The sequence below is a fragment of the Streptomyces sp. S186 genome (genome assembly GCF_051603415.1).
In the GTDB taxonomy this organism is placed as follows: domain Bacteria; phylum Actinomycetota; class Actinomycetes; order Streptomycetales; family Streptomycetaceae; genus Streptomyces.
In genome coordinates, this window is record NZ_CP193932.1 from 7,830,058 (window position 1) to 7,855,741 (window position 25,684).

Annotated in this window: 23 protein-coding genes; 10 read left to right on the plus strand and 13 right to left on the minus strand. The window is 70.0% G+C overall.

Annotation, left to right across the window (positions count from 1 at the left end; all coding sequences use genetic code 11):
• Nucleotides 1–158: 158 nt before the first annotated feature.
• Together ACRAS8_RS34165 and ACRAS8_RS34170 are read right to left on the minus strand one after the other, a co-directional pair.
• Nucleotides 159–1,880 (minus strand): acyl-CoA dehydrogenase family protein, encoded by a 1,722-nt coding sequence (locus ACRAS8_RS34165; protein WP_438489909.1) that lies wholly within the window; start codon nt 1,878–1,880, stop codon nt 159–161.
• A gap of 89 nt (nt 1,881–1,969) precedes the next feature.
• The gene (locus ACRAS8_RS34170; protein WP_438489910.1) at nt 1,970–2,527 is read right to left on the minus strand and encodes a PadR family transcriptional regulator; all 558 of its coding nucleotides are present in this window, start codon (nt 2,525–2,527) and stop codon (nt 1,970–1,972) included.
• 246 nt (nt 2,528–2,773) lie between these two features.
• Here ACRAS8_RS34170 and ACRAS8_RS34175 point away from each other — a divergent pair, with 246 nt between their 5' ends.
• From ACRAS8_RS34175 to ACRAS8_RS34215, 9 genes are all read left to right on the plus strand, one after another.
• The gene (locus tag ACRAS8_RS34175; RefSeq protein WP_438489911.1) at nt 2,774–3,058 is read left to right on the plus strand and encodes a hypothetical protein; all 285 of its coding nucleotides are present in this window, start codon (nt 2,774–2,776) and stop codon (nt 3,056–3,058) included.
• Between the two features lie 68 nt (nt 3,059–3,126).
• Nucleotides 3,127–3,402: a hypothetical protein gene (locus ACRAS8_RS34180; protein WP_438489912.1), complete on the plus strand. Its 276-nt coding sequence runs from the start codon at nt 3,127–3,129 to the stop codon at nt 3,400–3,402.
• A 63-nt stretch (nt 3,403–3,465) separates the two neighbouring features.
• Nucleotides 3,466–4,143 (plus strand): GNAT family N-acetyltransferase, encoded by a 678-nt coding sequence (locus tag ACRAS8_RS34185; protein WP_438489913.1) that lies wholly within the window; start codon nt 3,466–3,468, stop codon nt 4,141–4,143.
• Nucleotides 4,144–4,340: 197 nt separating this feature from the next.
• Nucleotides 4,341–4,709 (plus strand): hypothetical protein, encoded by a 369-nt coding sequence (locus tag ACRAS8_RS34190; RefSeq protein WP_438489914.1) that lies wholly within the window; start codon nt 4,341–4,343, stop codon nt 4,707–4,709.
• 65 nt (nt 4,710–4,774) lie between these two features.
• Complete coding sequence (locus ACRAS8_RS34195) at nt 4,775–5,173, plus strand: hypothetical protein (RefSeq protein WP_438489915.1); 399 nt, start codon at nt 4,775–4,777, stop codon at nt 5,171–5,173.
• A 14-nt stretch (nt 5,174–5,187) separates the two neighbouring features.
• A complete protein-coding gene (locus ACRAS8_RS34200; protein WP_438489916.1) occupies nt 5,188–6,885 on the plus strand; it encodes a helix-turn-helix domain-containing protein in 1,698 nt (565 codons plus the stop codon).
• On the plus strand, nt 6,885–7,472 hold the full coding sequence (locus tag ACRAS8_RS34205; protein ID WP_438489917.1) for a transcriptional regulator: 588 nt from the start codon (nt 6,885–6,887) through the stop codon (nt 7,470–7,472). Before ACRAS8_RS34200 ends, ACRAS8_RS34205 begins: the two co-directional genes overlap by 1 nt.
• A 149-nt stretch (nt 7,473–7,621) precedes the next feature.
• On the plus strand, nt 7,622–9,076 hold the full coding sequence (locus ACRAS8_RS34210) for an amidase (protein WP_438490675.1): 1,455 nt from the start codon (nt 7,622–7,624) through the stop codon (nt 9,074–9,076).
• 116 nt (nt 9,077–9,192) lie between these two features.
• Complete coding sequence (locus ACRAS8_RS34215; RefSeq protein ID WP_438489918.1) at nt 9,193–9,627, plus strand: VOC family protein; 435 nt, start codon at nt 9,193–9,195, stop codon at nt 9,625–9,627.
• Nucleotides 9,628–9,647: 20 nt separating this feature from the next.
• On the opposite strand, the gene ACRAS8_RS34220 is transcribed toward ACRAS8_RS34215, so the two are convergent.
• The 9 genes from ACRAS8_RS34220 to ACRAS8_RS34260 all read right to left on the minus strand — a co-directional run bounded on the left by ACRAS8_RS34220 (nt 9,648) and on the right by ACRAS8_RS34260 (nt 21,096).
• Entirely contained in the window at nt 9,648–10,688 is a 1,041-nt protein-coding gene (locus tag ACRAS8_RS34220; RefSeq protein WP_438489919.1) for an aldo/keto reductase, read from the minus strand.
• Between the two features lie 146 nt (nt 10,689–10,834).
• Complete coding sequence (locus tag ACRAS8_RS34225) at nt 10,835–11,116, minus strand: hypothetical protein (RefSeq protein WP_438489920.1); 282 nt, start codon at nt 11,114–11,116, stop codon at nt 10,835–10,837.
• Nucleotides 11,113–12,948, minus strand: coding sequence for a peroxidase family protein (locus ACRAS8_RS34230; RefSeq protein WP_438489921.1), 1,836 nt, complete (start codon nt 12,946–12,948; stop codon nt 11,113–11,115). Before ACRAS8_RS34230 ends, ACRAS8_RS34225 begins: the two co-directional genes overlap by 4 nt.
• A gap of 96 nt (nt 12,949–13,044) precedes the next feature.
• On the minus strand, nt 13,045–14,406 hold the full coding sequence (locus ACRAS8_RS34235) for a hypothetical protein (RefSeq protein ID WP_438489922.1): 1,362 nt from the start codon (nt 14,404–14,406) through the stop codon (nt 13,045–13,047).
• Nucleotides 14,407–14,417: 11 nt separating this feature from the next.
• A complete protein-coding gene (locus tag ACRAS8_RS34240) occupies nt 14,418–15,851 on the minus strand; it encodes a cytochrome P450 (RefSeq protein ID WP_438489923.1) in 1,434 nt (477 codons plus the stop codon).
• A complete protein-coding gene (locus ACRAS8_RS34245; protein ID WP_438489924.1) occupies nt 15,848–17,251 on the minus strand; it encodes an FAD-binding oxidoreductase in 1,404 nt (467 codons plus the stop codon). The genes ACRAS8_RS34240 and ACRAS8_RS34245 overlap by 4 nt, the downstream gene beginning before the upstream one ends.
• Nucleotides 17,252–17,339: 88 nt before the next feature.
• On the minus strand, nt 17,340–18,944 hold the full coding sequence (gene mdlC / locus ACRAS8_RS34250; protein ID WP_438489925.1) for a benzoylformate decarboxylase: 1,605 nt from the start codon (nt 18,942–18,944) through the stop codon (nt 17,340–17,342).
• 278 nt (nt 18,945–19,222) lie between these two features.
• Nucleotides 19,223–20,266 carry a hydroxymethylglutaryl-CoA reductase gene (locus ACRAS8_RS34255; protein ID WP_438489926.1) on the minus strand — a complete coding sequence of 348 codons (1,044 nt, stop codon included), beginning with the start codon at nt 20,264–20,266 and terminating at the stop codon, nt 19,223–19,225.
• A gap of 77 nt (nt 20,267–20,343) precedes the next feature.
• Complete coding sequence (locus tag ACRAS8_RS34260) at nt 20,344–21,096, minus strand: helix-turn-helix domain-containing protein (protein ID WP_438489927.1); 753 nt, start codon at nt 21,094–21,096, stop codon at nt 20,344–20,346.
• 277 nt (nt 21,097–21,373) lie between these two features.
• Between ACRAS8_RS34260 and ACRAS8_RS34265 the strand changes: the two genes are divergently transcribed.
• Complete coding sequence (locus ACRAS8_RS34265; RefSeq protein ID WP_438490676.1) at nt 21,374–22,036, plus strand: DUF4097 family beta strand repeat-containing protein; 663 nt, start codon at nt 21,374–21,376, stop codon at nt 22,034–22,036.
• A gap of 78 nt (nt 22,037–22,114) precedes the next feature.
• Here the strand turns inward: ACRAS8_RS34265 and ACRAS8_RS34270 are convergent, their stop codons facing one another.
• Entirely contained in the window at nt 22,115–24,676 is a 2,562-nt protein-coding gene (locus tag ACRAS8_RS34270) for an ABC transporter permease (protein WP_438489928.1), read from the minus strand.
• A 75-nt stretch (nt 24,677–24,751) separates the two neighbouring features.
• Nucleotides 24,752–25,525, minus strand: coding sequence for an ABC transporter ATP-binding protein (locus tag ACRAS8_RS34275; protein ID WP_438489929.1), 774 nt, complete (start codon nt 25,523–25,525; stop codon nt 24,752–24,754).
• Nucleotides 25,526–25,684 lie beyond the last annotated feature (159 nt).

Consider the following 25,684-nt stretch of genomic DNA (forward strand, 5'->3'; position numbering starts at 1 on the left):
AGTACCTGCTGGTCCGTGAGGACGACGACGGCGAGGAGCAGTACTGGGGGCGGTGCGCGGGCGCCGAGGAGGCGAGCCGGGACCGACCGCCGCCCGGGACCGGCTGCGGTCCCGGGCGGACGAGTCGCACACCAGGCCGTTACGGCACCATCAGGCCGTTACGGCGCCATCTCGTAGGCCCCGGCCAGCGCCTCGACGCGCTGCCAGACACGGGCGGAGCGGGCCTCGTCGGTGACCGGGCGGCGGACCGCGCCCAGTGCCCAGCGCTGCTGGCCCTCGGTGGCGGAGTCCTTGCCGTGCAGTTCGACGGCGTGCGCGGAGAAGTCGCGGACGAGCACGGCGAACAGCTCGTCCAGGACGTCGGTTTCCAGTCCGGTCAGCTGCGCCTGCTCCAGGATCAGCTGGCCGTGCACGACCAGCGCGAAGAGCTGGCCGACGGCGAGCAGGAGGTCGAGGTCGCGGCTCTGCTCCTCGTCGGGGGCGGCAGTGGTGACGAACTCGCAGAGCGCGTCGGCCTGTTCGCGGAAGCGGGCGACGTTGGGCACCTCGGCGTAGCGGTCGTAGGCGGTGCGCCAGTCATGGAAGCGGATGGCGCCCAGTCCGCGCGCGGGCCCCTGCTGGAAGAGGAAGGCGTCGTCGGTCGCGTCGAGACGGGTGGGCACAGGCGCGTACTCGGCCGGGTTCAGCAGGTGGTTGCCCATGAACTTCAGGATCAGGGCGAGGTTGACGTGGACCGTGCCTTCCAGCTTCGGCAGACCCCGGATCTCGGTGGCCGCCTGCGCGAAGTAGGTGTCCTTCTCGAAGCCCTTGGCGGCGATCACGTCCCACATCAGGTCGATGACCTTCTCGCCCTCGGTGGTCACCTTCATCTTCGTCATCGGGTTGAAGAGGAGGTAGCGGCGGTCGTCGGGGCCGGCGGAGCGGAAGTAGTCGACGGCGCGGTCGCTGAAGAGCTTCATCCCGACGAGACGGACGTAGGCGTCGGTCAGCTCGCGGCGCACGTGCGGGAAGGCGGTGACCGGACGACCGTAGAGGATGCGGTTCTGCGCATGGGTGACGGCCTCGTACATCGCGTGCTCACAGATGCCGATGGCGCCGGTGCAGAGGTTGAACTTGCCGACGTTGACGGTGTTGAGGGCGGCGTCGAAGGCGGCGCGGCCGGTGTGCAGGACGTCGTCGGGGCCGACCGGGTAGTCCTCCAGACGGAACTCGCTGACGTACTTGGAAGAGTCGACGACGTTCTTCACCAGGTGGTATGCCGGGTGGCGGCTGTCCGCGGCGAAGAAGACATAGCCGTCCGGGCCCTCGATGTCGGTGCGCCGGCCGAAGACGGAGACGAGCCCGGCGGCGTTGCCGTTGCCGATGTAGTACTTGGAGCCGCTGGCGCGGAAACCGCCTTCGCCGTCGGGCTCCAGCAGCATGTCGGTGGAGTAGATGTCGGCACCGTGCGCCTTCTCCGACAGGCCGAAGGCGAACACCTCGCCCTGGTCGAGGAGTTCGGCCGCGCGGGCCCGGGCGGTGGCGTTGTCGCTCTGCCAGACCGGGCCGAGCCCGAGGATGGTCACCTGCCAGGCATACCAGTAGTCGAGCCCGTAGAAGCCGAAGATCTCGTTCAGCGCGGCGATCCGGGCGGTGTCCCACCGCTTGTCCGGCTGCCCGTCGGCGGCCGAGGCCGGGGTCAGGAAGGTCGCGAACAACTTCTCCTTCGCGGCGAACGCGAGAAACTCCGCCAGCCAGGCACGGGAGCGGTAGTCCTCGATGAGCTTGCGCTTGCCGCGCTCCTCGAACCAGTCGACGGTGGCGCGCAGCAGCCGGCGGGTCTCGGCGTCGAAGTGCGCCGGGTCGTAGGTGCGGGGGTTGAACAGCAGGGAATCCGCCATGACGGTCACCTTTCCGGGCTGAGCTGAGGGTTTTCGGTTGTGGGGCTGCAGGGCCGTGGGGCTGCGGGGCCGTGACGCCCGCGTGAGGTTCAGGGCGCGGGGCGGAGCCGGTGCAGGGTGGCGAGGACGTCGTCGAGCCAGGCGATCGTCATCCGCTCGTAGGCGATTCCGCCGCGCAGCACGACATGCTGGAGCTCCTGTCCGGCGTCGAGCGGGGCGCCGGCCCCGGGACCGGTGAAGTCGCGCCGCTCACCCGCGAGATAGTGGGCGAGCCGGTCGGCATGTGCCTGGCGATGCCGTTCGACCTCGCGGATCAGAGCGCCCGGGTCGTCGAAGGCCGCGCCCCGGATCTTGACGGCGAGATCGTGCCGCACGCTCTCGGGCTCGACCGGTTCGTTGAGCCACTGGGACAGGGCGGCCCGGCCGGGGGCCGCGACGGAGTACTCCTTCTTGTCCGGCCGGCCCTGCTGCGGCACGTCCCGGACGTCGATCCAGCCGTCCCGCTCCATCCGCTTGAGCACGCGATAGATCTGCTGGTGGGTGGCGGTCCAGAAGTAGCCGATGGACCGCTCGAAGCGCCGGGACAGCTCGTAGCCGGACCCCGGCTGCTCCAGCAGGGACACAAGGATCGCGTGTTCGAGCGCCATGCCCCGATCCTGCTATGCAACGAGTTGCATAGACAAGCGGTCCCGCCGGGGTGAGACGTGGGTCACTCCCGACGGGGCCGGAGCGGGAGTGGAAGCCTTGCCCCGCCGCCGCGCAAATTACGCATATGTCTGCGGTATGGGCGTTCAGGTTGAAGGTCGAACGCTGTGCTTTGAAGGTCGAACGCTGCGCTATCTTGTCTCGTGATTCGTGATGGGTGATTCGCGATTCCAGCTTCTGGAGGCGGCATGAGCGCTGAGCCGTGGACCATCGAGAGCATCGGTGACGCCCTCGGCAGCCCCGCCCTCGCCCAGCGCTTCCTCGGCGAGATCGGCCGTGCGCCGGCTCACCAGCTACTAGCGGTGTTTGCGAAGTGGGAGCGGATCGCCCAAGACCTCCAAGCCGCCGTCGACCGCGGCCACATCCTCGCCGAGCACGTCGCCCGTGGCGAGCACCTCCCCGGAGCCTGGGTCGAGCGGACCGACGCTGTTTCACAGAAGGCGGCGCAGATCCGGGCGCGCGGCGCAACCTGACCGCCTGAGTGCACGTCACCCACGCTGTGGACACGCACAGTTGGTGATCCGCTACGCTCACGCGTGCCGTGGGGGAGACGGAGCTGGTTCTGGAGGAATGCGTGTACCGCCTCAAGTACGACCCGGCTGCCGAAGCGGTTCACGAAGCGCTGCCTGCGGGCGCCGGCGAAGAACTCACCCTGGCTCTCGCCGATGCCTGTACCGACCCCTTGGACGCCACGATCCCTTACGGCGAGGAGGACAAGTACGTGCGGATGGTTCTCGGTGAGCAGATCGCCGCCGTCATCCTGGTCGGGGAGACCTTGCGGACCGTCACGGTCCTGCAAGTGACCTATCTCGGCTGACCCGCGGAAGTATTCGGAAGTATTCAGGTGCGGAGCCTGGCGACTGCTTCTACGGTTACGTCCGTGCCGACGATCGCCAAGTCCGCGTCCCCGTATCCTCCGTTGAACGTGCAGGTGCATACGCCCCGGCTGTCGCTGCTCGGGGCGACGGACGAGTTGCTGGAGCAACTGGTGCCTGCGGTCCGCAAGGGGGTGGCCGTGGGGCCGCCGTGGCCGTTCGACGACCCGATGTCGCTGTACCAGGACAACCCGGACCGGGAATGGGCCTGGCTCCGTGGGATCTGGGCCGGCCGTGCGAAGGTCAGCGACAGCTTCTGGCGGCTGTACTTCGTGGTCGTCGTCGACGGCCGGCCGGTGGGCATGCAGGACCTTATCGGCACCAACTTTTCGAGGTTCGGCACGGTCGAGACGTTCTCCTGGCTCAGCCCGGAAACCCGCGGACTGGGCCTGGGCAAGGAGATGCGGCAGGCCGTGCTGCATCTGGCCTTCGCCGGACTCGGCGCCAGGCAGGCGGACAGCGCGGCGTTCGTCGACAACCACGCGTCCAACCGCGTCTCCCGGGCCGTGGGCTACCTGCCCAACGGCATGGACTGGGACACGCGCCGAGGCGCTGCCGCCGAGGTGAATCGCTGGAAGCTGACCCGCGAACAGTGGCTCAGGACGCGGCGCGACGACATCGAACTCGTCGGTGTCGCCGACTGCCTGCCGGTCCTCGGAATCCAGGGTCTGCCTGATCATTGAGCACGCCATTGAGTGCGTCGTTGAGCATGTCGTTGAGGCCACGCCCGCAACGGATCGAAGGCCCGATGTCATGGGAGAAGAGCTGACTTGAGGCGGTAATGTCTGATTCCGCACTGGGGGAGGCGGGGCCGTTCCACGATGCTGAGGGCCGGCGGGGCAACCGATGCCCGGCCGGAACCGCCAGGGGAGGGGCCTTCATGCGAAGCATGTTTCGCCGCGCTGCCATCGTCGCAGCCGGCACCGCCGCAGCGGCTGTACTCACGGTCGGCACCGCCGGCGCCGCACCCGCCAGTGACTGGGCCGGCTGCCCCGACGGCGCGGTCTGCGTCTACCCGCAGGGGCAGACCCCGGCCGCCACGCCGAGTCTGACGTTCTGGAGCTACGGCGCGCACAACCTCGACGGGCAGTACGGATACCACTGGGTCCTCAACAACCAGTACGGCGGCGCCCACGCCAAGCTGTGCACCGGCTACAACGGCACCGGCAACTGCTACCACGACATGGAACCGCAGCACGGCTGGTGGACCGACCTGACCCCGGTCAACTCGATCGTGCTGTACCAGTGAGAAGCGAACCGCCCAACGAGACAACGTTCTGTTGGTTCGTTGGGCGGTTGCGGTAGGCTGGTCGCATGGCAGAGGACTTTCGGGATGCGGCTCGACGGCGCTTGGCGGGGCTGCCGGACGAGGTGGCCGCCGGGCCCGCTGGGGCCGACGGTGTCCCCGCCCGCGCTCTGGAGCGGGACGCGGCTCTGCTGGCGCGTCTTCTGGCGGTCGCCGTCGACCGGCGGCAGAACGGCGATCCGCAGGAGGACTTGGCGGGCGAGGTGGCTGCCGGGTTGAGCCTGTTCGACCAGATGCGCCTGGCGTTGGACCAGTTGGAGACGCAGGTGGTCATGGAGGCCCGGCGTTGCGGCATGGACTGGCGGCAGATCTCCCGGCACCAGGGCTTCAGATCCTCTCAGGCCGCTTCCCAGCGTTATCAGCGGCTGACCACCCGCCTCGAAGAGATCCGCCAAGGCATCCGGTAAGAGAGAAACAGCAGATGACCGATCAGCCGCAGGGATTGTTCGACGCTGTCGACCTGCTCCTTCAGGCCGTTGACGACAATACGCTGCTGCCTGCTCCGGCCGAGCGGGTCCGGCTGCGCGAGGCGGCCGGCCTGACCGAGGCGGCCGTCGCCCACGCTCTCGGTGTGCGCGTCCAGAGCATCCATGCCTGGGAGGCCGGCCGAGCCGAGCCCAAGGGGCAGCGTCTGGAGGCCTATCGCAAGCTCCTCGACGGCCTCGCCCACCGCTTCCCCGCCCCCACCGCACCGGCACCGGAGTCCGCTGCTCCTGACGTGCCGGAGTCCACTGCTCCTGACGTGGTGGAGACGCCGGACGCGACCGCAGCCGCTCAGCAGACACAGGCCGGCTCCGATCCGTCCCCGGTTCCCGATGCGCCCGTTGCCGCGCCGCGGCTGCCTTCTGCCGAGGAGTTGCCGCCGACGGCGTTCCGTCCGGACGGGCTGGTGGTGCAAGGCGAGCCCGCACCCTGCATCCGGTGTGGGGTGGTGACGCCGTTCAAGGCAACCGACGGGCGTTCTCTGCACCCCGGTGCGATGTGCCAGCCTTCCGTCGCGACGCCGGCCGTCTCCGCTGTGCCCCATACCAACGCCCCGCCCATCGTTCAGGCTTCGGCGCCGGCCGGGGCCCCTCGGCCGGCACCCGTTCCCGCGCCACTACCGTCTCGCCCGGAGCGCCGAGCTCGTTCTTCGGCCCGCGCCCAGTCCGAGACCAACAGTCTGATCACCCAGGCCGTGCATGAGGAGTTGGAGCGCGCCGCAGGGGATGCGGATGCGGCGCAGCAGGCGTTGATCAAGCGTGCGATCCCGGATGTGATGCGGTTGTTCGAGGAGACTCGCGCGACCGCCCGCTATCAGTACACCGCCTACCCCTCCCTGCCGGAGATCCTGCACAAGCCCTCGAAGCGGGAGCCGGACCAGATCTGGGAAGCCCGTCCCAACTTCCACCACCCGCACTACTCCCTCAAAGCCCCGGGCGACGTCCAGGTCACGGCCCTGGACGCGAACGCCGCCTACCTCAGCGCCCTCAAGTGCTGGCTGCCGATCGGAAAGTTGGAGCACCACGCCGGCAGCGACGGCGTGGACCCCAAGCGCTCCGGCGTCCACCTGGTCACCCCCACGCAGTGGCAGCATCCTCACCTGCCCGACCCGCTCGGCGACCGCGAGGAGCCCGGCGCCCTGTGGATCACCGATGCCACCCTGCGCCTCCTCCTGCGCCTGTCCGGCCCGAAACACGGCCTCGTCGCCCCGCCGACCGTCCATGAGTCCTGGACCTCCGGCGCGACGGAGAACTTCCTCGACGCCCTGCGCAAGGTCCTCGCCGCCGCCCGGGAGACCGCCCTCGCCCAGGACGACACCATCACCGAGACCTACGTCAAGGCGATGTACTCGAAGTTCATCTCGACGATGGGGGAGTCCATCCACAACCGCGAGATCCAGCGCCCGGACTGGATGCACATCATCCACAGCCAGGCATACGCCAACCTCTGGGGCAAGGCATACAAGGCCCACCAGGCCGGCCTGGAAGTCATCGCCATGATGGGCACCGACGAACTCCACGTCACCGGTGACTGGCGCCAGGTCTTCACCGAAGGCCGGGGCCTGGCACAGATGAAGATCAAGCACGGCGACGCCAAGGCGTCTGGTGAGTACACCGTCGGCAAGGTGGCCGGCTGATGGCGCAGGACTCCCGCTGGCGGCGTTACGGCCACTACGGAGCCCGAGGGCTGCCCGGCTGGGTCGCGCTGGCCGAAGGCATCGACAAGATGGTCACCGGCATCGAATCCCCCGTCACCTCCGAACGCGGCCTGGCCGCCCGCCTGCGCTACCTCACCGCCTCCCACGCCGGCTACGACGCCATGGACCGCGCCGGCATCCACGTCCGTCCCCGCACCCTGATCGCCTGGCTCGCCGAGGAACGCACGCCGAGCAGCGCCAACTTGGTACGCCTGGATGTCGCCTACTGGGACCTGCGGCGCCACAACGTCGTCGCCGACCTCAAGCGCCGGCTGGCCAACCGCGGCCGCGGTACCCGCATCGAGATCGATCCGGCCGACCAGTCCGAGGTCGACCCCCGCCATCGCCGCACCGTGGAGACCCGCTCCATCAACGTTCGCGGCATCATCTGGGACCGCACGGTCGATGCCTGGATCGCGGACGACGCGCGCGAACTCGAAGCCATCTGGGACGAGATCATCCAAGGCGGCCTGGGCACCGACTGGGATGCCTACACCTACGTCTCCTCCGTCGGCTGGGCCGCCTGACCGCCAGTGCGGGGTCTCAAGGTCCGCGGCGGTCCGGCGCATTGTCTGTGGCCGGAGAGGAACATCACGAGGAGGAGATATCCCCCCTTGCACAAATTGGCATTTCGTGACTTCTCCCAGAGGCCGTTACGGTCCGCTCCATGCAATCCATGGAGCGGAATTTTCCGACGGCCGAAGAACTCGCGGCTGCCTTGCGTGCCGGTGAAGTGACCTCGGCGGAACTGACCGACGAGGCAATCGCCCGTATCGAGCGGGACGACAAGGAAATCAACGCGATCTGTGTGCCGGACTTCGACCGTGCACGGGCCGCCGCGCGCGACGCCGACCAGGCGCGCGCCCGCGGTGAGGACCGGCCGCTGCTCGGTATTCCGGTGACGGTCAAAGAGTCCTACAACATGGCCGGGCTGCCCACGACCTGGGGCATGCCGCAACACCGGGACTATGTGCCGGCCGAGGACGCGGTGCAGGTGTCGCGGCTCAAGGCCGCGGGCGCGGTGGTGCTGGGCAAGACCAATGTGCCCCTGGGGCTGCAAGATATCCAGAGCTTCAACGAGATCTACGGAACCACCAACAATCCGTGGGATCACGATCGCACGTCGGGCGGATCCTCCGGCGGATCGGCGGCCGCCCTGGCGTTGGGATTCGGCGCGCTGTCCATCGGCTCCGACCTCGCCGGTTCGTTGCGCACCCCCGCCCATTTCTGCGGCATCTACGCACACAAGCCGACGCTCGGGCTGGCGGCGATCCGCGGTATGGTTCCGCCGCCCGCGCCGGCCTTGCCGACCGACTCCGACCTCGCCGTCGTCGGTCCGATGGCGCGCACCGCCCGTGACCTCACGCTCCTGCTCGATGTCATGGCCGGACCGGACCCGCTGACCCACGGTGTGGCGTACGACTTGACGCTGCCGCCCGCGCGCCGTGACCGGCTCCGCGACTTCCGGGTCCTGGTACTTGAGCAGCATCCGCTCATTCCGACCGGGTCCGCTGTGCGGGCGGGCGTGAACCGGGTGGCCGACGCGCTTGCCGACGAGGGCGCCCGCGTCGAGCGGCACAGTCCGCTGCTGCCCGATCTGACCGAAGCCGCGATGCTCTACAGGCAGTTGCTGTTTTCGGGCTCCGTTGCACGGTTTCCCGTCGAGGCGTACGAGGAGCTTCGGACCCGCGCCGCCGGACTGAGCGCCGACGACCAGAGCCTCGACGCGGCGATGCTGCGCGGCATGGTCTGCAGCCACCGCGACTGGATGGAGGCGAACAACCGTCGTGAGCTCCACCGCCACGGCTGGCGCCGGTTCCTCGCCGAGTTCGACGCCGTGGTGTGTCCCATCACGCCCACTCCCGCGTACCCGCACGACCACAACCCCGATCCGAGAGAACGCCGGATCGACATCGACGGCGTCGCGTACCCGTACTTCGACCAGCTTGTCTGGGCTGGTCTGGCCACCATGCCTGGCCTGCCCGCCACCGCCATACCAGCGGGCCGGTCCCCCGAGGGGCTGCCGGTGGGAGTGCAGCTCATCGGTCCGATGTTTGAGGACCGGACCCCGCTGCGGCTGGCCGAACTGCTTGAGCAGAAGATCGGCGGGTTCCAGGCACCGACGAAGTAGGCGCACAGCCGACTGAAGACCTGGGGCGAGAGGGAAAATTGGTTGAGCCTCCGGTGATCAGATGGCAAGCTCGCCCACGGCGACCGAGATCACCGGATATGGAGGACCGAGGACCGTTGGCATCGATCAAGCAGTTCCAAGTCACCTTCGACTGCGCGGAACCTGAGCGCGTCGCCCGCTTCTGGTGCGAGGTGTTGGGGTACGTCGTGCCGCCGCCACCGGAGGGGTTTGCCACCTGGGACGATTTCGACCGTTCGCTGCCGCCCGAGCGTCAGGGTTCGGCGTTCGCCTGCGTTGATCCCTCGGGTGTGGGCCCGCGGCTGTACTTCCAGCGCGTTCCCGAAGGCAAGGTCGTCAAGAATCGGGTGCATCTTGATGTGCGGGTCGGCACCGGGCTCGTGGGTGAAGAGCGCCTGGCGGCGCTTCAGGCCGAGCGGGCACGGCTGGAAGCGCTCGGCGCGGTATGTGTGCAAGTCCTGCGCGCCGATGGCGTGAACGAGTCGTGCATCCCGATGCTGGACGTCGAGGGCAACGAGTTCTGTCTCGACTGAGGGGAGCTGGCCCCGGCCCGTCATGCGTGGCGGGCGGGGCCGCTGCCCGCGCCGGAGAGGGCGATCGCGGTGGCGATCTCGTCGATGTCGGCCGGGGTCAGCTCGCACGATCCCGCGCCGATCCAGCCGTCCACCTGAGCGGCCTTGCGTGCCCCCACGATCGCCCCGGTGATGCCTGGCCAGGCGAGTACCCAGGCGATGGCGACCTCGGCCACGCTGCGTCCATGGCGTTCGGCGATCGGCCGCAGCGCCTCGGCGAGTTGGAGGTTGGCGGTCAGGCCGGTGGTGAAGTCGTGGTGGGCTCTCCGCCAGTCGTCGGCGGGTAGGCCGGCCGTACGCTCGGCGGAGAAGGCCCCGGTGAGCAGGCCGGACTGCAGGGGCGAGTAGACGATCACGCCGGTCTGGTGTGCGTGTGCCCAGGCGATCTCGGCGGCGGAGGACCGGTTGATCGCCGAGAACGGCGGCTGGATGGCGTCGACATGAGCGATCTGCTCGGCGGCTTCGAGCAGGTCGGGTGTGTGGTTGGACAGTCCGATGGCCCGGACCTTGCCTTCGGCCTTGAGGTCGGCCATGACCTGCCAGTACTCCTCCAGCGGGGTGGCGTTGGGCGAGACCGCGCCGAAGCCGCCACCGGCGTACTCCAGTGATTCGCCGGTGTCGGGGTAGTGCACCTGGTACAGGTCGATGTGGTCGACGCCCAGCCGTCGCAGGGAGTCCTCGACCTCGCGGCGCACGCTGGCGGGCTTCATGATCCGCCGGGGCGCGGCCGACGGATTGTCCGGGTCCCAGACCAGGCCGACCTTGGTGAAGAGGTAGGGGCGGTCGGCTTCGGGCAGGCCGGCGATGGCCTTGCCGACCAGTTCTTCCGAGTGGCCCAGGCCGTACACCGCGGCCGTGTCGATCCAGTTGACGCCCGCGTCCAGCGCGTGGCGGATCGCGGCGACCGACTCGGCGTCGTCCGTGGCACCCCAGCCGAAGGTCCAGCCAGAGCCCGACACGGCCCACGAACCAAAACCCAACCGCGTGATCTCCATGCCGGTACGGCCAAGCATGACAGTCATGAGTGATGCGCTCCTGCGAGTCGAAAGAGCCGGAACCGTTCCGGCGGATTCAACCTTCGGCGACACACGCCGGACCAGACAGTGCCGGACGCTGCCTAGGCATGCCATGACCAGCGAGCGACCACTTCCCGAGTTGATCGGTTCGGCTACACCTCCCTCCCTGCGCGTGAGCGCAGCGTGTCGAGGTGGTCTGCGGATCGGGTGAGGGCGTGGGCGGCGATGGAGCAACGGTCGGCCAGTTGCTCGACGTGGTGGTGGAAGGCGGTTGCCTCCGGGCCGGTCCAGTGGACGGCGGCGGCCCTTGTGCGGAGTTGTCGGGCGTGTGCCTGGAGAGCCGCGGCATGGGCGCGTAGCCGGGCGGCGGCGGTACGCCGGTCGTCGGTGACTGGGCGGGGGACGGGGACCGTGGTGGCGGACGGGGGTGTCACAGGTGCCTCCACGGAGCGAAGGCGTTGGAGACGCCGTCCAACGCGGGGGCGAGTTCGGGGTGGTGGCGCAGCAGGACGCGGATCATGCCGTTCCGGTCGATCCACTCCAGTCCTTCGGGGGTGTAGATCTCGGGCCGGTAGTCGGTGGTGAAGAAGCGGTCGCTCTTGAGGCGTCGGCTGGCCATGAGGATGAAGATGCGGAAGAGGGAGTCGCTGAAGCCGAAGCCGGCGGGGCGCGGCTCGGCGAGGTTGCCGACGAGGACGTCGACGCGGTCGAGACGGCCTTCGTACAGCTCTTCCAGCAGTCGGGTGTCGGTGGGATGGCCGCCGGTGAGTTCTTCGAAGGAGGCGACGGGGCGTTTGCGGAGCATCTTCCGGTAGGCGTTGTAGCGGGGGATGCCGCGTTCGCGGTCCCGGAGGATGTCGACGGTGCCCAGGTCGATGTGCTCGCCGGTCAGTCGGGTCAGGTTGCGCAGCGCGTCGGGATGGTTGTGCAGGACCAGGGCGCCGGGGTGGGCGGTGCCGAAGCTGTAGAACAGGTCGCTCATGCCGTGTGCGTCGATCGCGGTGCGGGTGGTGGCGCCCTGCATGTCGTCGAAGCCGATCGTCTTGCCCCGGCGGCCCGAGCGGTGGTCGCGGAGGGTCAGTTCGTCCGGGATGAGGGGGTGGAGACGATAGGCGGAGACGAACTCCTCCGTCATGGAGAACGGCGCGGCGTGGTGGTCGGTCGGAGAGCCGAGGATGCCGCTGAGCATCTCGCCGTTGCCGACGCGGCCGTACTTGCGGCGGACCCAGCGGGGCAGAACGCCGTACCAGTTGGCGTTCATCGCCCGGTGCAGCACGGGAGTGTTGAGAATGCCCGGCGTCCACTCCACCGTGTGGATCTTGGCCATCAGAGCGGTGTTGACGAGCCGGGCGGTGTGGAAGAGCCGCTCGTCGTCCCAGGTGGGGTAGTGCGAGCGCAGGTGGTCGCAGATGGCGTTGTGTTCCTTGGCGAACAGGGTGTGCAGCAGGGACAGGCCGGTCCAGTAGTCGCTGTTCATTCCGGTGGCGTCCAGGCAGGACAGGCCCGGTGCGGGATCGGCCGGCAGCCGGCCGTTGCGGAGGATGAGCTGTCCCGACTCGCCGGTGCGCAGCGATCGGCAGCGTTCCTCGGTGGAGCCGTAGATCTGTGAGCCGTCCCACCAGTGCGTGACGGTGTTCTCGTAGGTGGGCGGGGCGTGCGGGGTGGTGTGCGCGACCGGGTCGGGACGGGTGCGGTTGATACGCATGGGGCACTCGCCCGCCCAGTCGTCGTCCTCGGCCAGCGGAACGGTGAAGGGGTCGGCCTGATGGTTGTCGCCGTGGTTGGCCCAGCCGTGGTTCTCGAACTGGATCCACGCGGCGGCCAGCAGGTTGAGCGTGGGCGCAGGGATGAAGCCGCGCCGGGCCAGGAGGTGGCGGCTGACCTCGCGCGGGTTGGGCGACATCAGCTCGGCTTCGGGGTCCGGGAAGGCGAGGTGGAGCGGGGCGTTGCGGTCCAGGCGGGTGCCGACCCGGCCCATGTCCTCGTCGTGGGGGTCGTAGGCCGATCCGTCGTAGGAGCGGTACGGAGGAAGGTCGGCCGGGGCGCGGCGGGTGCGCTCGCCGCCGGCGCCGTAGGTGTCGTGCAGGTTGTCGCGGCGCAGGTCGTCGCGGAGCACACGGAGGTTCAACAGGGCCAGGGGCGCGGGAAGTTGATGCCATTCGCGGCTGCGGTTCAGGCGGGCGAACGTTGCGGAGCCGAGGCGTTCGAGGAGGGCGGGTTGCGGGCTGGTGGACGTGCCGGCGGTGCGGGGTGGGGTATCGGTCATCGGGAACCTCCGGACGGACGGTCGGCGACGGATCGGACGGATGGAACGGGCCGCAGCGGCAGCGACACCGCGAACTCAGCGGTCGTAGAGCGCAACTCAGCGGTCATAGAGCGCGAAGAGCCGGTTGGCGGTCACCCGGCCTCGGTACGGGGCGAGCGCCGCGTCGATGTCGGCGCTCGCCTTGAGGACGTCGAACTCAAGGTTGTGCGCGTAGCGTTCGGCCGCATGACACAGCGGGAAGGCGTGGGTGTCGTCGGTCCAGGTGTATTCGGTGAACTGCGCCGGCAGGGCGTAGGGCGAAACCGTCGAGCGGCCCTCCAGACTGGGGACCACGTCGTGTTGGTTGACCAGCGAGAACACCTGGGTGCGGGGGTCGGCGGGGTGCTTGCCGTCGACCGGCGAGCCGATCGCCACGCCGTGTGTGACGTGGTACAGCGCGCAGAAGTCGGGGTCGGCGGCGAGGTTCAGTGCGGTGATGCCGCCGAGGCTGTGCCCGATCAGGGCGATGTCGGTGCCGGAGGGCACCAGAGTGCGCAGGGCCCGTGTGACGGCGCGGGAGTAGGGAGTGGAGGTCCGGGCGACCGCGTGGATGGCGCCGAGTACGTCCTGGGGGCTTTCCTTGGAGATCGCGTCGGTGGCCATGCCGGCGAGCTGGACGACATACCGCGTCACCGAGTCCGGGCCGGTCACCCGTTGGACGAGCAGCCTCCCCTCGGTGCCGAGGGTTCCGATGTTGCGAACGTAGCCGACGAGCGTGCCGGAGCAGTCGAGCCGTTCCAGCAGGGACGGGTCGGGGGCGACCGGTTCGGCCCGGCCGGGGCCGCGGTCGAGGAGGGCCCAGATGCGGCTGCTGATGCCGAAGAGCGGCTCTGCGGTGGTCAGGGTGCGGCCGGTGGCGATGTCCCAGCCGGCGGAGTCGTTGAACGGGTTCTCGTCGGTGAGCGCGTTCCACGCGAGGATGTCGCCGAAGGACGGTGCGAGCAGGGCGAAGGCGCGTTCCGCGCCGCGGCTGCCGATGATGGTCCGGAAGGCGCGCAGTGCTTCGGTTTGCCGGTCGTCTTCGATGGCCCGGAGCACCCGGCCGGTGTCGGGGTCGGTGAGCAGGTCGGGATGGGTGACGGCGGCCGCCCGGATACGCGCCTTGAGCCCCGCCACGGCCAGGCTCACCGCCAGGCTTTCCCGGCTGGTGAGCACCCCGGCCAGCCAGGCGATGCGGGCGGCCGGCCCCCGGCCGTCGAAGGCCCAGCCCAGTCCCGCCGGGTCGGTGAGCGTGCCCACCAGGCAGCGCAGCACGGCGCGGGCCCGGCCGCTGCCGAGGGCCTGTGCCGGGAGGCGGGAGTCCAGGGCGAGTTCGCTGGTGTACCGGGCGGCTCGGCGTACGGCGTCCGCGGCCTCACCCAGCTCGCGGCTCAGGTCGTGCAGCGCGGCCACGTCCGGTTCGCTGTCGGTCTCGGGCATGGGTGGTGTCCCTACGAATGGTCGGCGGTCGCGTCGGGCCGGCGGCGGGCCAGGGTGAGGTGAATGCGGGAGGATTCCAGGGTGTCCGGCAGCGGCCGGTGGGGATCGAGCCGAGGACGGCCCGCGGTGACACGGTGCTCGCGGAGCAGCTGTGCGCAGACCTCGGTGGCGACCATCAGCCCGAGTCGATCGCCCGGGCAGCGGCCCTCGCCATGGCTGAACGGCGCCATCCGCGGGTCGTGTTCGGCCCCCTCGGCCAGCCAGCGGCCGGGGATGAACAGACTTCCGCCGGGGACCACGCCGCTGTCCCGCTGCAGGAACCCGATGGGGACGAGGACATGGGTCCCGGCCGGGCAGGGCATCCCGCGCCAGGTGGTGTCGGCGCGCACGATCCGCAACAGGTCGGGCACGACGGGGTAGAGCCGCAGGCTCTCCAGGGCGCAGACACCCAGCCGGGTGGTGTCGAGCGCATGCGGCGCCTCGTACAGTGCGGCCTGTTCGGCGGGGTGGAAGGCGAGCAGCAGCAGCGTGCGGGCGACGATGGCGGCGACCGAGTCCAGCGCCAGCAGCCAGTGGTGGGCCTGGCCCACGGCGTCGACGTCCGCGTCCCAGGCAGTGGCCCGGACGCGCCCGAGCAGAGTGGTCGCCGGGGCGTGCGGGGCGTAGACATGCAGCCGGGTGGCAGCGGCTTCGTACATCCGCTGGTTGGCCGGAGTGGGCCCCCGTCGCACCGCTCCCCAGTTGCCCTCCTTGCGCAGGGCGACCAGCCAGCGGTGCAGTTCCTCGTCACCGGCGGCCTGGTCGCCCAGCGTGATGCGGCGTGAGATGCGCTGAACGGTGCGCTGCAGCCGGGCGAAGGCGAGGGCGGGGCCGGTGGTGAGCCGGGTGCATTCCTCGGCGATGACGGTGCGGAATGCGTCCCAGGAGGGGTGCACCGGCTCGTGGGGCGCCAGCACCTGGTCGTTGAGGGCGCGCCGCCGGTCGCGCAGTTCGCCATGGGAGCAGACGACACCGGTGGGTTCGAAGACCGAGAGCATCCTGGTCTTGTCCACCGCGTCCAGGGCCAGTTCGCGCACCGGGCGGGCGAAGAACTCCCGGACGTCGGCGGGGTCGAGCAGGACGAGCAGGTCACCGGAGGGCCCGCCGACCACCACAGGGGCACCGCCGTGGCCCTCGCGCAGGGCGCGCAGGGTCGCGGCCGACCAGCGTGGCTGCCCCGCCGCGCCCAGCAGCCTGATGATCGCGGGGCGCGGGGCCGGGACCCCTCGTACGAAGGCGGGCAGGGTGTGGGTGAGGGCGAAGCGGAGGGACGCGCCCCGGCTCGCGCGGCGCGGCCGCACGGCAGTGGGCCCGTCCGGCGAGGCGGGCAGGGCGCCGGGGTCGGTGGGACCGTCCACGGGGCTGTGCGGACCGGCCGGGCCGGCGGCGGGCAGGGGCCGGGTCATGCTTCCACGACCTTTCCCGGGTTGAGGAGGTTGCGCGGGTCGAAGAGCCGCTTGATATCCCGGTGCAACGCCCGGCTCACGGCGTCGAGTTCGCGGCCGAGCCAGGCACGCTTCAGGGTGCCGATGCCGTGTTCGCCTGTGGTGGTGCCGCCGAGCGCCAGTCCCGCCGCCATGATGTCGTCATAGGCGGTCCTGGCCCGGTGCACCTCGTCGGGATCGGACTCGTCGAAGACCACCGTGGGGTGCAGGTTGCCGTCCCCGGCGTGGCCGAGGGTGAAGATCCGCAGCCGGTGGCGCCGTGCGATGTCCTCGATGGTGCCGACGAACTCGGGCAGTTCGGACGGTGGCACGGCCACGTCCTCGATGAACGCCGTGGGCCGCCCGCCGAGGGACGCGGCGAACGCGCCCAGCGCGGGGGACACCAGCCGCCGCGCCTCGATGATCTTCTGCGACTCCTCCGCGGTGCCGGCGGCCACCACCTGGTGGGCGCCGGCCTTCTCACACAGCGCCTTCATCGCCGCGAGGTCCGGCGCCGGGTCCGGGGCGTCGCTCTCCACGATGAGGGTGGCGGCGCTGTCGGGGCGCAGCAGGGCGTGCCCGAACTCGGCGACGGCCTGGGAGGTCGCACGGTCCAGCAGTTCCACGGCCGAGGGGGCGTACCCGCCGCCGGTGATGGCGGCGACCGCGTGCCCGGCCGCGGCCAGGCTCGGGAACTGTGCGAGCAGCGCGAGCGCAGCGGACCGGGCAGGCCGCAGGGCGAGAGTGGCACCGACGATGACGCCGAGGGTGCCCTCCGAGCCGACGAAGAGCCGGGTCAGGTCGTACCCGGCCACGCCCTTCGCCGTGTCGCGCCCGGTGCGCATGCGCCGCCCGTCGGGGAGCACCACGTCCAGGCCGAGAACGTAGTCGGCCGTCACGCCGTACTTCACACAGCAGATACCGCCGGCCCCGGTGGCGATGTTGCCGCCGATCGTGCAGGTCTCCCAGGACGCGGGGTCGGGCGGGTAGGTCAGCCCGTGCTCGGCGACGGCGTCGTTGAGGCGTTTGGTGATCACACCCGGCTCGCACTTGACGAGCCGGTTGACGGGGTCGATGGTGCCGATCCGGTCCATGCGGGTGGTGGCGAGCACCACGCAGCCGTCGACCGCGTTCGCACCACCGGCCAGTCCGGTGCGCGCGCCTTGCGGGACGACGGGCACGCCGCACTCGTACGCGGTCCTCATCACCTCCTCGACCTCGGCGGCGGTGCGTGGCAGGACGACGGCGGCGGGAGAGCCGGCCACCGAGAACGGGGCGGCGTCCCGGGCGTGAGCGGCCAGCGTTCCGGGGTCGGTCAGCAGGGTGTCGGCGGGGAGCCGGTCCCGGAGTTCACTCAACAGCCGTACGGAGTCAGGGGACATACAGCCTTCCAGAGGTCGTGCGGCAAGGGGGTTCGCGCTGCTGCGGGCGGACGGGCGGACGGGCGGATGGCGGGAAGCCCGCCGGTGGTCACAGCGAGGGCAGTTCCGTCGTGACGGGTACGTCGATCAGTACGGGGCCCTCGCGCTGGGCCGTGGCTTCCCGTACGAGTTTCGTGAGGTCCGCGGCACTCTCGGCGCGCCGGGACCGCACCCCGTACCCGGCGGCGATCGCGAGGATGTCGAGTCCGGGAATCTCCAGGCCGGGAGCCCCTTGCGCGTGTTCGAGCTGCGCGAACCACTGCAGGATCGCGTAGCGCGCGTTGCTCAGCACCACGAAGGTGACCGGCACGCGGTAGGCCGCCGCGGTCCACAGGGCCTGTACGGCGTAGTGGACCGAGCCGTCGCCCAGGACGGCGACGACCGGCCGGTCGGGAGCGCCGAGTTGCGCGCCGACGGCCGCGGCGGCTCCGAACCCGAGCCCGCCGCCGGCGGAGAAGAGGTAGGAGCCGGGGGTGTTGATCCGTGCCGCCTGGTGGAACTGCGGAACGTTGGACGGTGACTCGTTCACCCACAGCGTGTTTGCCGGCGCTCCCTCCACAACGGCCGCCAGCGCGGCGCCCGGTGGCAGCAGGCCGTCCTCCGTCTGCGGGGTGGGTGCCGGCCGGTGCGGTGCCGGAGCGGGCTCGCGGTCCGGGAAGTGTGCGGCCAGTGCCTGGGCCGTCAGCGCGAGGTCGGCGACGACCGCGTCACCGACGGGCGCCTTGGCGGCCTCGTCCGCGTCCCGGGTGAGCAGGACGAGCTCGGCACCGCCGGGCAGGTACGGGCCCGGCACGTAGGGGTAGTAGCGGAAGACCTGCGCCCCGATGACCACGACCAGGTCGTGGCCCTCCAGTGCACGGGCGAGCGGACCGATGGCGGGCGGCAGTTCACCTCGGTACAGCGGGTGGTCGTGCGGGAAGGAGACACGGGCCGAGGCGGGTGCTCCCCATACCGGGAGGCCGCCACGCTCGGCCAGGCGGACGACGGCGTCCCAGGCACCGGCGGCGTCCACATCGTCCCCCACGACCAGGACGGCGGAACCGGCCGCCGCGATGCGCTCGGCGAGCGAACGAACGGTCTCCGGCTGCGGGGCGGCGGTGTGCTCGACTCTGCGGGCCGCCGTCGTCAGCGCGCTCCGGTCCTCGTCCTCCGTGACGGCCGCGTCGAAATCGTCCATCGGCAGGGAGAGGAACACCGGCCCGTGCGGCGGGGTTTCGGCGATCTGCACGGCGCGGGCGAGTGCGGCCGGTACGTCGGCCGGACGTGGCGGCTCGTACGCCCACTTGACGGCCGGCTGCGGCAACAGCGTGGGCTGGGGGTTGGAGAGGAGCGCTTCCATGGTCAGCATCGCCCGCACCTGTTGACCCGCGGTGACCACCATGGGGGTGCGATTGGCGCGGGCGTTGAGCATGGCGCCCATCGCGTTCCCGGTGCCCGGACCGGTGTGCAGATTGACGAGGGCGGTGGTCCCGGACGCGAGCGCATACCCGTCCGCCATGCCGACGACGACGGCCTCCTGGAGACCGAGGACGTAGCGGAAATCGTCCGGGAAGTGCTTGAGGAACGGAAGTTCGGTCGAACCGGGGTTACCGAAGACCGTGGTCATGCCACGCGCCCTCAGGACATCAAGGGCCGATTCCCGGACTGTGCGCATGGTGGTCCCTTCCCGCGGAGTTGACGGTGACGGTGGTCACAGCGCGCGAAGGTCAATACAGCATGACAGGTGCGGTCCGACAAAACGTCCGGAACTCTCCGTTTGACTGCCTCCGGACCGCCGCACCAGGTTCTTCTCCGCGACGGCGCCGGACTTCTGTCAACTACGCGTTCGGCAAACCCCACGTGTCGGCGTTCTTCCGGCTTCCCTTGATGATCCGGGTAGCTGCACCCGACCAGCAAGATTCCGGCGGCCGTCGGCTGCCGCTAACTAGCCAACTAATCCTGTCTGCGTTCCAGTTGGATGTGCGCGCGCATGAGTTCGCCGGGGTTCGTCAGCGCCGCGAGGGTCGAGAGTTCGCCGCACAGCACCGTGGCGGCCGCGATGACGGCGAGCCGGCGGGCGTTCTCTCCCGGCTCGCGCTCCGTCCGGCAGCCGAGCCGCGTCAGATTGGCCTCGACGAAGTCCAGATCCTTGCCGTTGCCGACCGTACCCACGATCAGGTTCGGCAACGTGCACGAGAAATAGAGGTCGCCGTCCCGGTCTTCGGCCACGGTGACACCCTGTGAGCCTTCGACGATATTTGCCGCGTCCTGGCCGGTGGCCAGGTAGAAGGCGAGCAGCATGTTCGCGTAGTGCGCGTTGGCCGAGCGTATTCCGCCGGCGAGCAGCGTTCCGATCAGGTTCTTGCGTACGTTCAGTTCGGCTACCTTGGCGGCCGTGGTGTGCAGCATCCCGGTCACCACGGTGCGCGGCACGAGCAGTTCGGTTACCACGTTCTTTCCACGGCCCAGGATTCCGTTGACGGCGTTCGCCTTCTTGTCGGTGCAGTAGTTTCCGGAGATCGACACGTAGGAAACCCCTGGAACGTTCTGCAGGATGTGCCCCAGGAGAGCGTCGGCCGCCAGCGTCGCCATGTTGTGCCCGGACGCGTCGCCGGTGGTGAACTCGAACCGGATGAACAACAAGTTGGCCGTGATCTCGTGCCGCATGCCGACAAGTTCGGCGAATTTGCTGCAGGCGCGCACGACCTTGCCCAAGACGTCGAACTGCGCGTCGAGTTGGCGCGCGGCTGCGTAAGCGGTCTGCGCGTCTTCGGCTTCGACGAGCACCGAGCGGGTCATCCGTTCGTCGACGAGAGTGGCGACGACACCCCGCTCGGTCTGCCGGGATATCTTTGCGCCGCGCCCCACGGATGGCCACAGCGGTGACTCGTAGGTGGCGAGCGGGACTTCGGTCTCCGTCGTTGCTACATTTCCCGAAATTCTCAGTGGTCCCACCCACTTCATGGGGACCCCGGCGATTCCGTGAGTGTCGTTCATCGTGCACTTCCTGTTGTCTGGCGGAGGGCGCGAAGGCACCGGCGGCGCGGGCCCGGTCGCGCGCGTCCGGCTTCGTCTCAGTCTGTGGCCGTTGTGGTGGTGCTGTCCGGGGGCGTGTCTGTTCTGGTGTAGAGGACTTCGCGTCCTTGGTCTGCGGCGCGGATGAGCGCTTCGCTGACGAAGTCGAGGAAGCGGGCGGCGTTTTCGAGGCGGGTGGCGGCGGGGGTGCCGTGGCCGAGGACGTCGACGCCCTGTCGTGCGGTTTCGATGAACTGGTCGTTGGCCCGGGCGCTGCGGATCATCGCCTGGTACCAGAGGTCGTCGTCGACGGTGTAACGCTCGCGGCGGTGGTGTTCGTCGCGCTCCCGGCGGACGAGGTCCTGGCTCTCCAGGAAGGTGATGGCTTTGGAGATGGATGCGGGGCTGACCTGGAGGCGTTGGGCGAGTTCGGAGGCGGTGAGGCTGCCGCTGTCGGTGGTGTAGAGGCAGCCCAGGACCCGGGCCATCATCTTGGGCAGGCCCGAGGCCATGTAGACGGTGGTGAGGACCTCTTGGTAGTCGCGCACGGCTTCGGCGTCGCGTCCGTAGGGTTGCGGGGATGCCTGGGGCCCCGCCGGTGCGGTCTGTCTGCGTCGGTGGGTGCGCTGTTGGGAGGCGCGGTGGGCCAGGTCGGCGCGGTAGGCGGTGGGGCCGCCGTTCCGTGTCACCTCACGCGTGATGGTGGAGGTCGGACGGTCCAGGCGGCGGGCGATCTCGGCGTAGGCCAGACCGTCGGCCAACCCCACCGCGATCTGCTGGCGTTCGGCCTGAGTGAGCCTGCCTCCCGGCATCACGTCCTCCTTCGTGCCTTGCCCCACGGGTGCTCCGTGATGCTCCGTGGCACTGCTCGGTGTTCCTTGACGCCTCCACCATAGCGTTCATCGTCATTACATTGCAACGATCGGTGGCCCTATCGTTGCGTTAAACGAGAGGGCGTTGCAATGATATTTCCCATCTCGCCTGCGCAGATAGCATTTTGAAGCAAACCCATCGTTGCGCTGCCATGGAAAGCAACGTAGCGTTTCCATCGTTCGGAAACGCCGAACAGTGAGTGCCAGGGAGAGCATGATGCAGAAGTTCGACACCCCCGCCCCGATCTCCGTCGTCCTGGATGTCCCCGCCGGACGTGTCCAGTTCATCGCCGCCGACCGGTCCGACACTGTGGTCGAGGTCCTGCCTGTGCACGCCTCGAAGAGCCGCGATGTGAAGGCAGTTGAGCAGACCGCGGTGGAATACGCCGACGGCGTCCTGCGGATCGTCTCTGCGGTCAGGGACCAGTACTTCGGCCCCTCCGGGTCGATCGAGGTGACGGTCAAGCTGCCTGCCGGTTCCCGCGTTGAGGCAAAGACCGCCAGCGCCGAACTGAGGACCCTCGGCCGCCTCGGCGACGTCACCTTCGAAGGCGCGTACCGTCAGATCAAGCTGGACGAGACCGCAAGCCTTCGCCTCGCCGCGATCGACGGCGATGTCGAGGTCGGCCGGCTGGGCGGCCCCGCGGAGATCAGCACCGCACGGGGCGACATCCGCATCGCCGAGGCCATGGGCGGCACGGTCGTGCTCACCACCCAGTCCGGCGACATCATCATCGGCGCCGCCGCCGGCGTCTCGGCCACCTTGGACGCCGGCACCAGCCACGGCCGCATCAGCAACGCCCTCAAGAACGATGGCGCCGCCGAACTCGACATCCGCGCCACCACCTCCAACGGTGACATCACCGCCCGCAGCCTCTGAGCGAGCAGGACCAGGACTGGTGATGGCCGGCCCCACCCTGCAGTGCCTCGGGGTCGACTTGCTCGACCCCGAGGTGCGTCACGCCTCCGCGACGGCCTCCAGCGGGCTCAGGCCGGCTGCCCGGCGGGCCGGGACGGCGGCCGCGGCCGCGCCGATCGCGAGGGAGGCCAGGCACACCAGAAGCAGCGTTCCCCAGGGCAGCGCCAGGGAGTACTGCTCCACCGCGCCGTTGGCCAGCGAGCCGACCGCCCAGGCACCCAACAGCCCGCCCGCCAGGCCGAGGAGCGTACCGAACGCGGCGACGGTCACCGCTTCCAGGCGGATCATCCGGCGGATACCGGCACGGTCCATACCGATGGCGCGCAGGGCGCCGATCTCGCGGGTGCGTTCGGCGACCGACATGGCCAGGGTGTTCACGATGCCGAGCGCGGAGATCACGACGCCGATGGCGAGCAGCCCGTACATCAGGGTGAGCAGCTCGCCCACGGTGCCGGCGGCCTCGCGGACGAGTTCCGCGCGGTCCTGCACCTTCAGTAGCGGGTTGTTGCCCACCGCGGTACGCAGCCGTCCCTCGGTGGTCTCCGAGAGCGCGCCGCTGTCGGCGCGGACGAGGATCCGCTGGACGGAGCCGGGCTTGAGGCTGTTCTGCTGCACTTCGGCGCGGGCGCCCAGCGCGTCGTGGGCGACGGGGTTGTCCTTGTAGACGCCCACGACGGTGTACTGCTTGAAGCCCTGGTTCCGGCCCATGCTCGCGTGGAGCTTGCCCCCCGCGCGCACGCCGTGCTCCCGGGCGAGGGTGCTGGAGACGGCGATCCGGCCCGGCGCGAGATCCGCCAGCGAGCCACTGACGAAGTCGAGCTTCATGACGTCCTTCACGGCGTGGGGGTTGATGCCGGAGATCTGCCGGACACCGCCGCCGGTGAACAGCGTGGAGTCCGTGACGGCGGTCGCGGTCCGCACCCCGGAGGTGCCGGCCACCCGCTCTACGGCGGCCGGGTCGATGCCGGTGGTGGGGGTCCGGGTGCTGATCACGTAGTCGGCGCCGAGACCGGCCGCGGCCTGACGGTCGAGGGCCTGGCCGGTGGAGTTGCCGATGACGGCGAGTCCGGTGACCAGTGCGGTGCTGATCAACAGGGTGGCGGCGGTGGCCGCCGTGCGTCGCGGGTCACGCAGCGCGTTCCGCTGTGCCAGCCGGCCGGTGATCCCGAAGCGGCCGGTCAGTCGTCCGATCAGCCGGATCACCGGGACGGCGAGCAACGGCGCCAGCACGATCAGGGCGACGACGAGGGCACCGCAGCCGAGCATCGCACTGCGCAGGTTCTCCTCGGACGCGTCCTTCGCGCCGGTGAGGGAGATCAGCAGGCCGGTGCTGAGGACGAGCAGGGCCAGGCCCACAAGGGCGCGGATTCGGGACCGGCTGGTGGGCGGCTGCTGGGCCGTGCGCAGTGCCTCGACGGGCGCGATCCTGGCGGCCTTGCGGGAGGGCAGCCAGGCGGCGAGCACGGTGATGCCCACGCCCACGCCGAGCGCCGCCATGACGGGGAGCGGGCCGATCACCAGGGGGCCGCGGGGCAGCGTGTTCCCGCCGGTGCTCAGGACGTCGGGCAGTACGGAGGCGATGCCGAGGCCAAGGAGGAAACCGGCTGCTGATGCGGCGAGACCGACCAGGAAGGCTTCGGCGAGGACGGAGCGGACCACCTGACGGCGCGCGGCACCGATCGCCCGCAGCAGCGCGATCTCGCGGGTGCGCCGGGTGACGAGCATGGTGAAGGTGTTGATGATCAGGAACGAGCCGATGAACAGCGAGACTCCGGCGAAAACCATCGGCATCTTCGCGTAGCCCCGGGTCAGGGAATCGACGAGGAGGGCCTGCTGGTCGGCCTGGGCGGTGCCCGTGGTGGCCTCGGCGCGGTCGGCCGGGAGCACGTCGGTGACCCGTTGGGAGAGCTCGGACGGGGCGGTGCCGGGTGCGGCCGACAGATCGATGCCGGTGTACCGGCCCGGGGACGCGAACAGCTTCTGGGCGGTCGCCTTGTCGAACAGGGCGAGGGTGCCGCCGGTGGTCACCCGGGTCTCGGTGGTGGTGACGATGCCGACGAGCCGCTTGGTCATGACCGGGCCGTCGGTGGCGAGCGTGACCGTGTCGCCGATGCCGAAGCGGCCGGCGGCTGCGGTGCCGCTGTCCACGGCGAGTTCGTCCGCGCTCTTCGGGGCGCGGCCCTCGACCAGCGGATAGCGGCTGTCCTTGCCGTCCTTGCCCGGTACGTAGGCGGCGGCGAGGTTCGCCCATGCCTTGTCGGCCCGGAGCGGAGCGCCGTCCGCCGCGTTCAGGACGGCGGAGCCGTCGACCGACGGCCGCACGGCGGCGACACCTGGCACCTCGGCGAGTTTCCGCGCGAGCGTGTCGTCGAGCACGCTGGAGTGCTGGTTGGCGGCGGCCCCCGGCGGGGGCTCCTTCGCGGTCACACTGACCGCGATGTCGGCGAAGTTCTTCGATGCGGCGGCGCGGTAGGCCGCGGCGGAGGAGTCCGCGAAGACAAGGGTGCCGCAGACGAACGCGACACCCAGGCAGACCGCGAGGACGGTCATGACCAGACGGGCCTTGTGCGCCAGGACGTTGCGCAGGGCTGTTCTCAGCATGGGCAGCTTTCGGGAACGTGGGAGGGAGGGGTAGGACGACGGGGAGCGACGGGGGAGAAGTGGCGCGGGTGTGGGTCAGCTGGTGCGCGAGCGGGCGTCGACGTTCTCCGTGCCGACGCTCTTCGTGTCGAAGGTCTTCATGACGTCGAGGACCCGGTCCGGGGTGGGGTGCGCCATCTCGTCGACCAGGCGGCCGTCGGAGAGGAAGACCACACGGTCGGCGAAGCCGGCGGCGACGGGGTCGTGGGTGACCATCACCACGGTCTGGCCCAGCTCGCGTACCGAGTCGCGCAGGAAGCCGAGGATCTCGCCCCCGGTGCGGGAGTCGAGGTTGCCGGTGGGCTCGTCGCCGAAGATGATCGCGGGACGTGCGGCCAGGGCACGGGCGACCGCGACGCGCTGCTGCTGTCCGCCGGACAGCTGGGCGGGGCGGTGGCCCAAGCGCTGGGAGAGGCCGACCATGGAGACCACGCGGTCCAGCCACTGCTGGTCGGGCCGGCGTCCGGCGAGGGCCAGCGGCAGCGTGATGTTCTCCTGCGCGGTCAGCGTCGGCAACAGGTTGAACGCCTGGAAGATGAAGCCGATCCGGTCGCGGCGCAGCTGGGTGAGCTGCCGGTCGCCCAGCGTGCTCAGTTCGGTGGTGCCGATGCGGACGCTGCCGGAGGTGGGGGTGTCGAGTCCGGCGGCGCAGTGCATCAGGGTGGACTTGCCGCAGCCGGAGGGGCCCATGATCGCGGTGAACTCGCCCTCGCGGAAGTCGATGCTGACCTGGTCGAGGGCTACGACCTGGGTGTCGCCGCTGCCGTAGACCTTCGTCAGGCCGGTGGCGGCGGCCGCGATCCCGGGCATTGTGCGCTGCGTGAGTGAGGCAAGGGGGTCGGCGGTCACAGGGACTCCTCTTCGGGTGCGGAAAGGTGCACTTCGAAGGGTGTCCGGGGAACGTATCGGGGCCTGAGCCGCTGTGTATCGGCGTCTGCGCCGCTTCGTAGCAGTTCTGTAGGCCCGTGC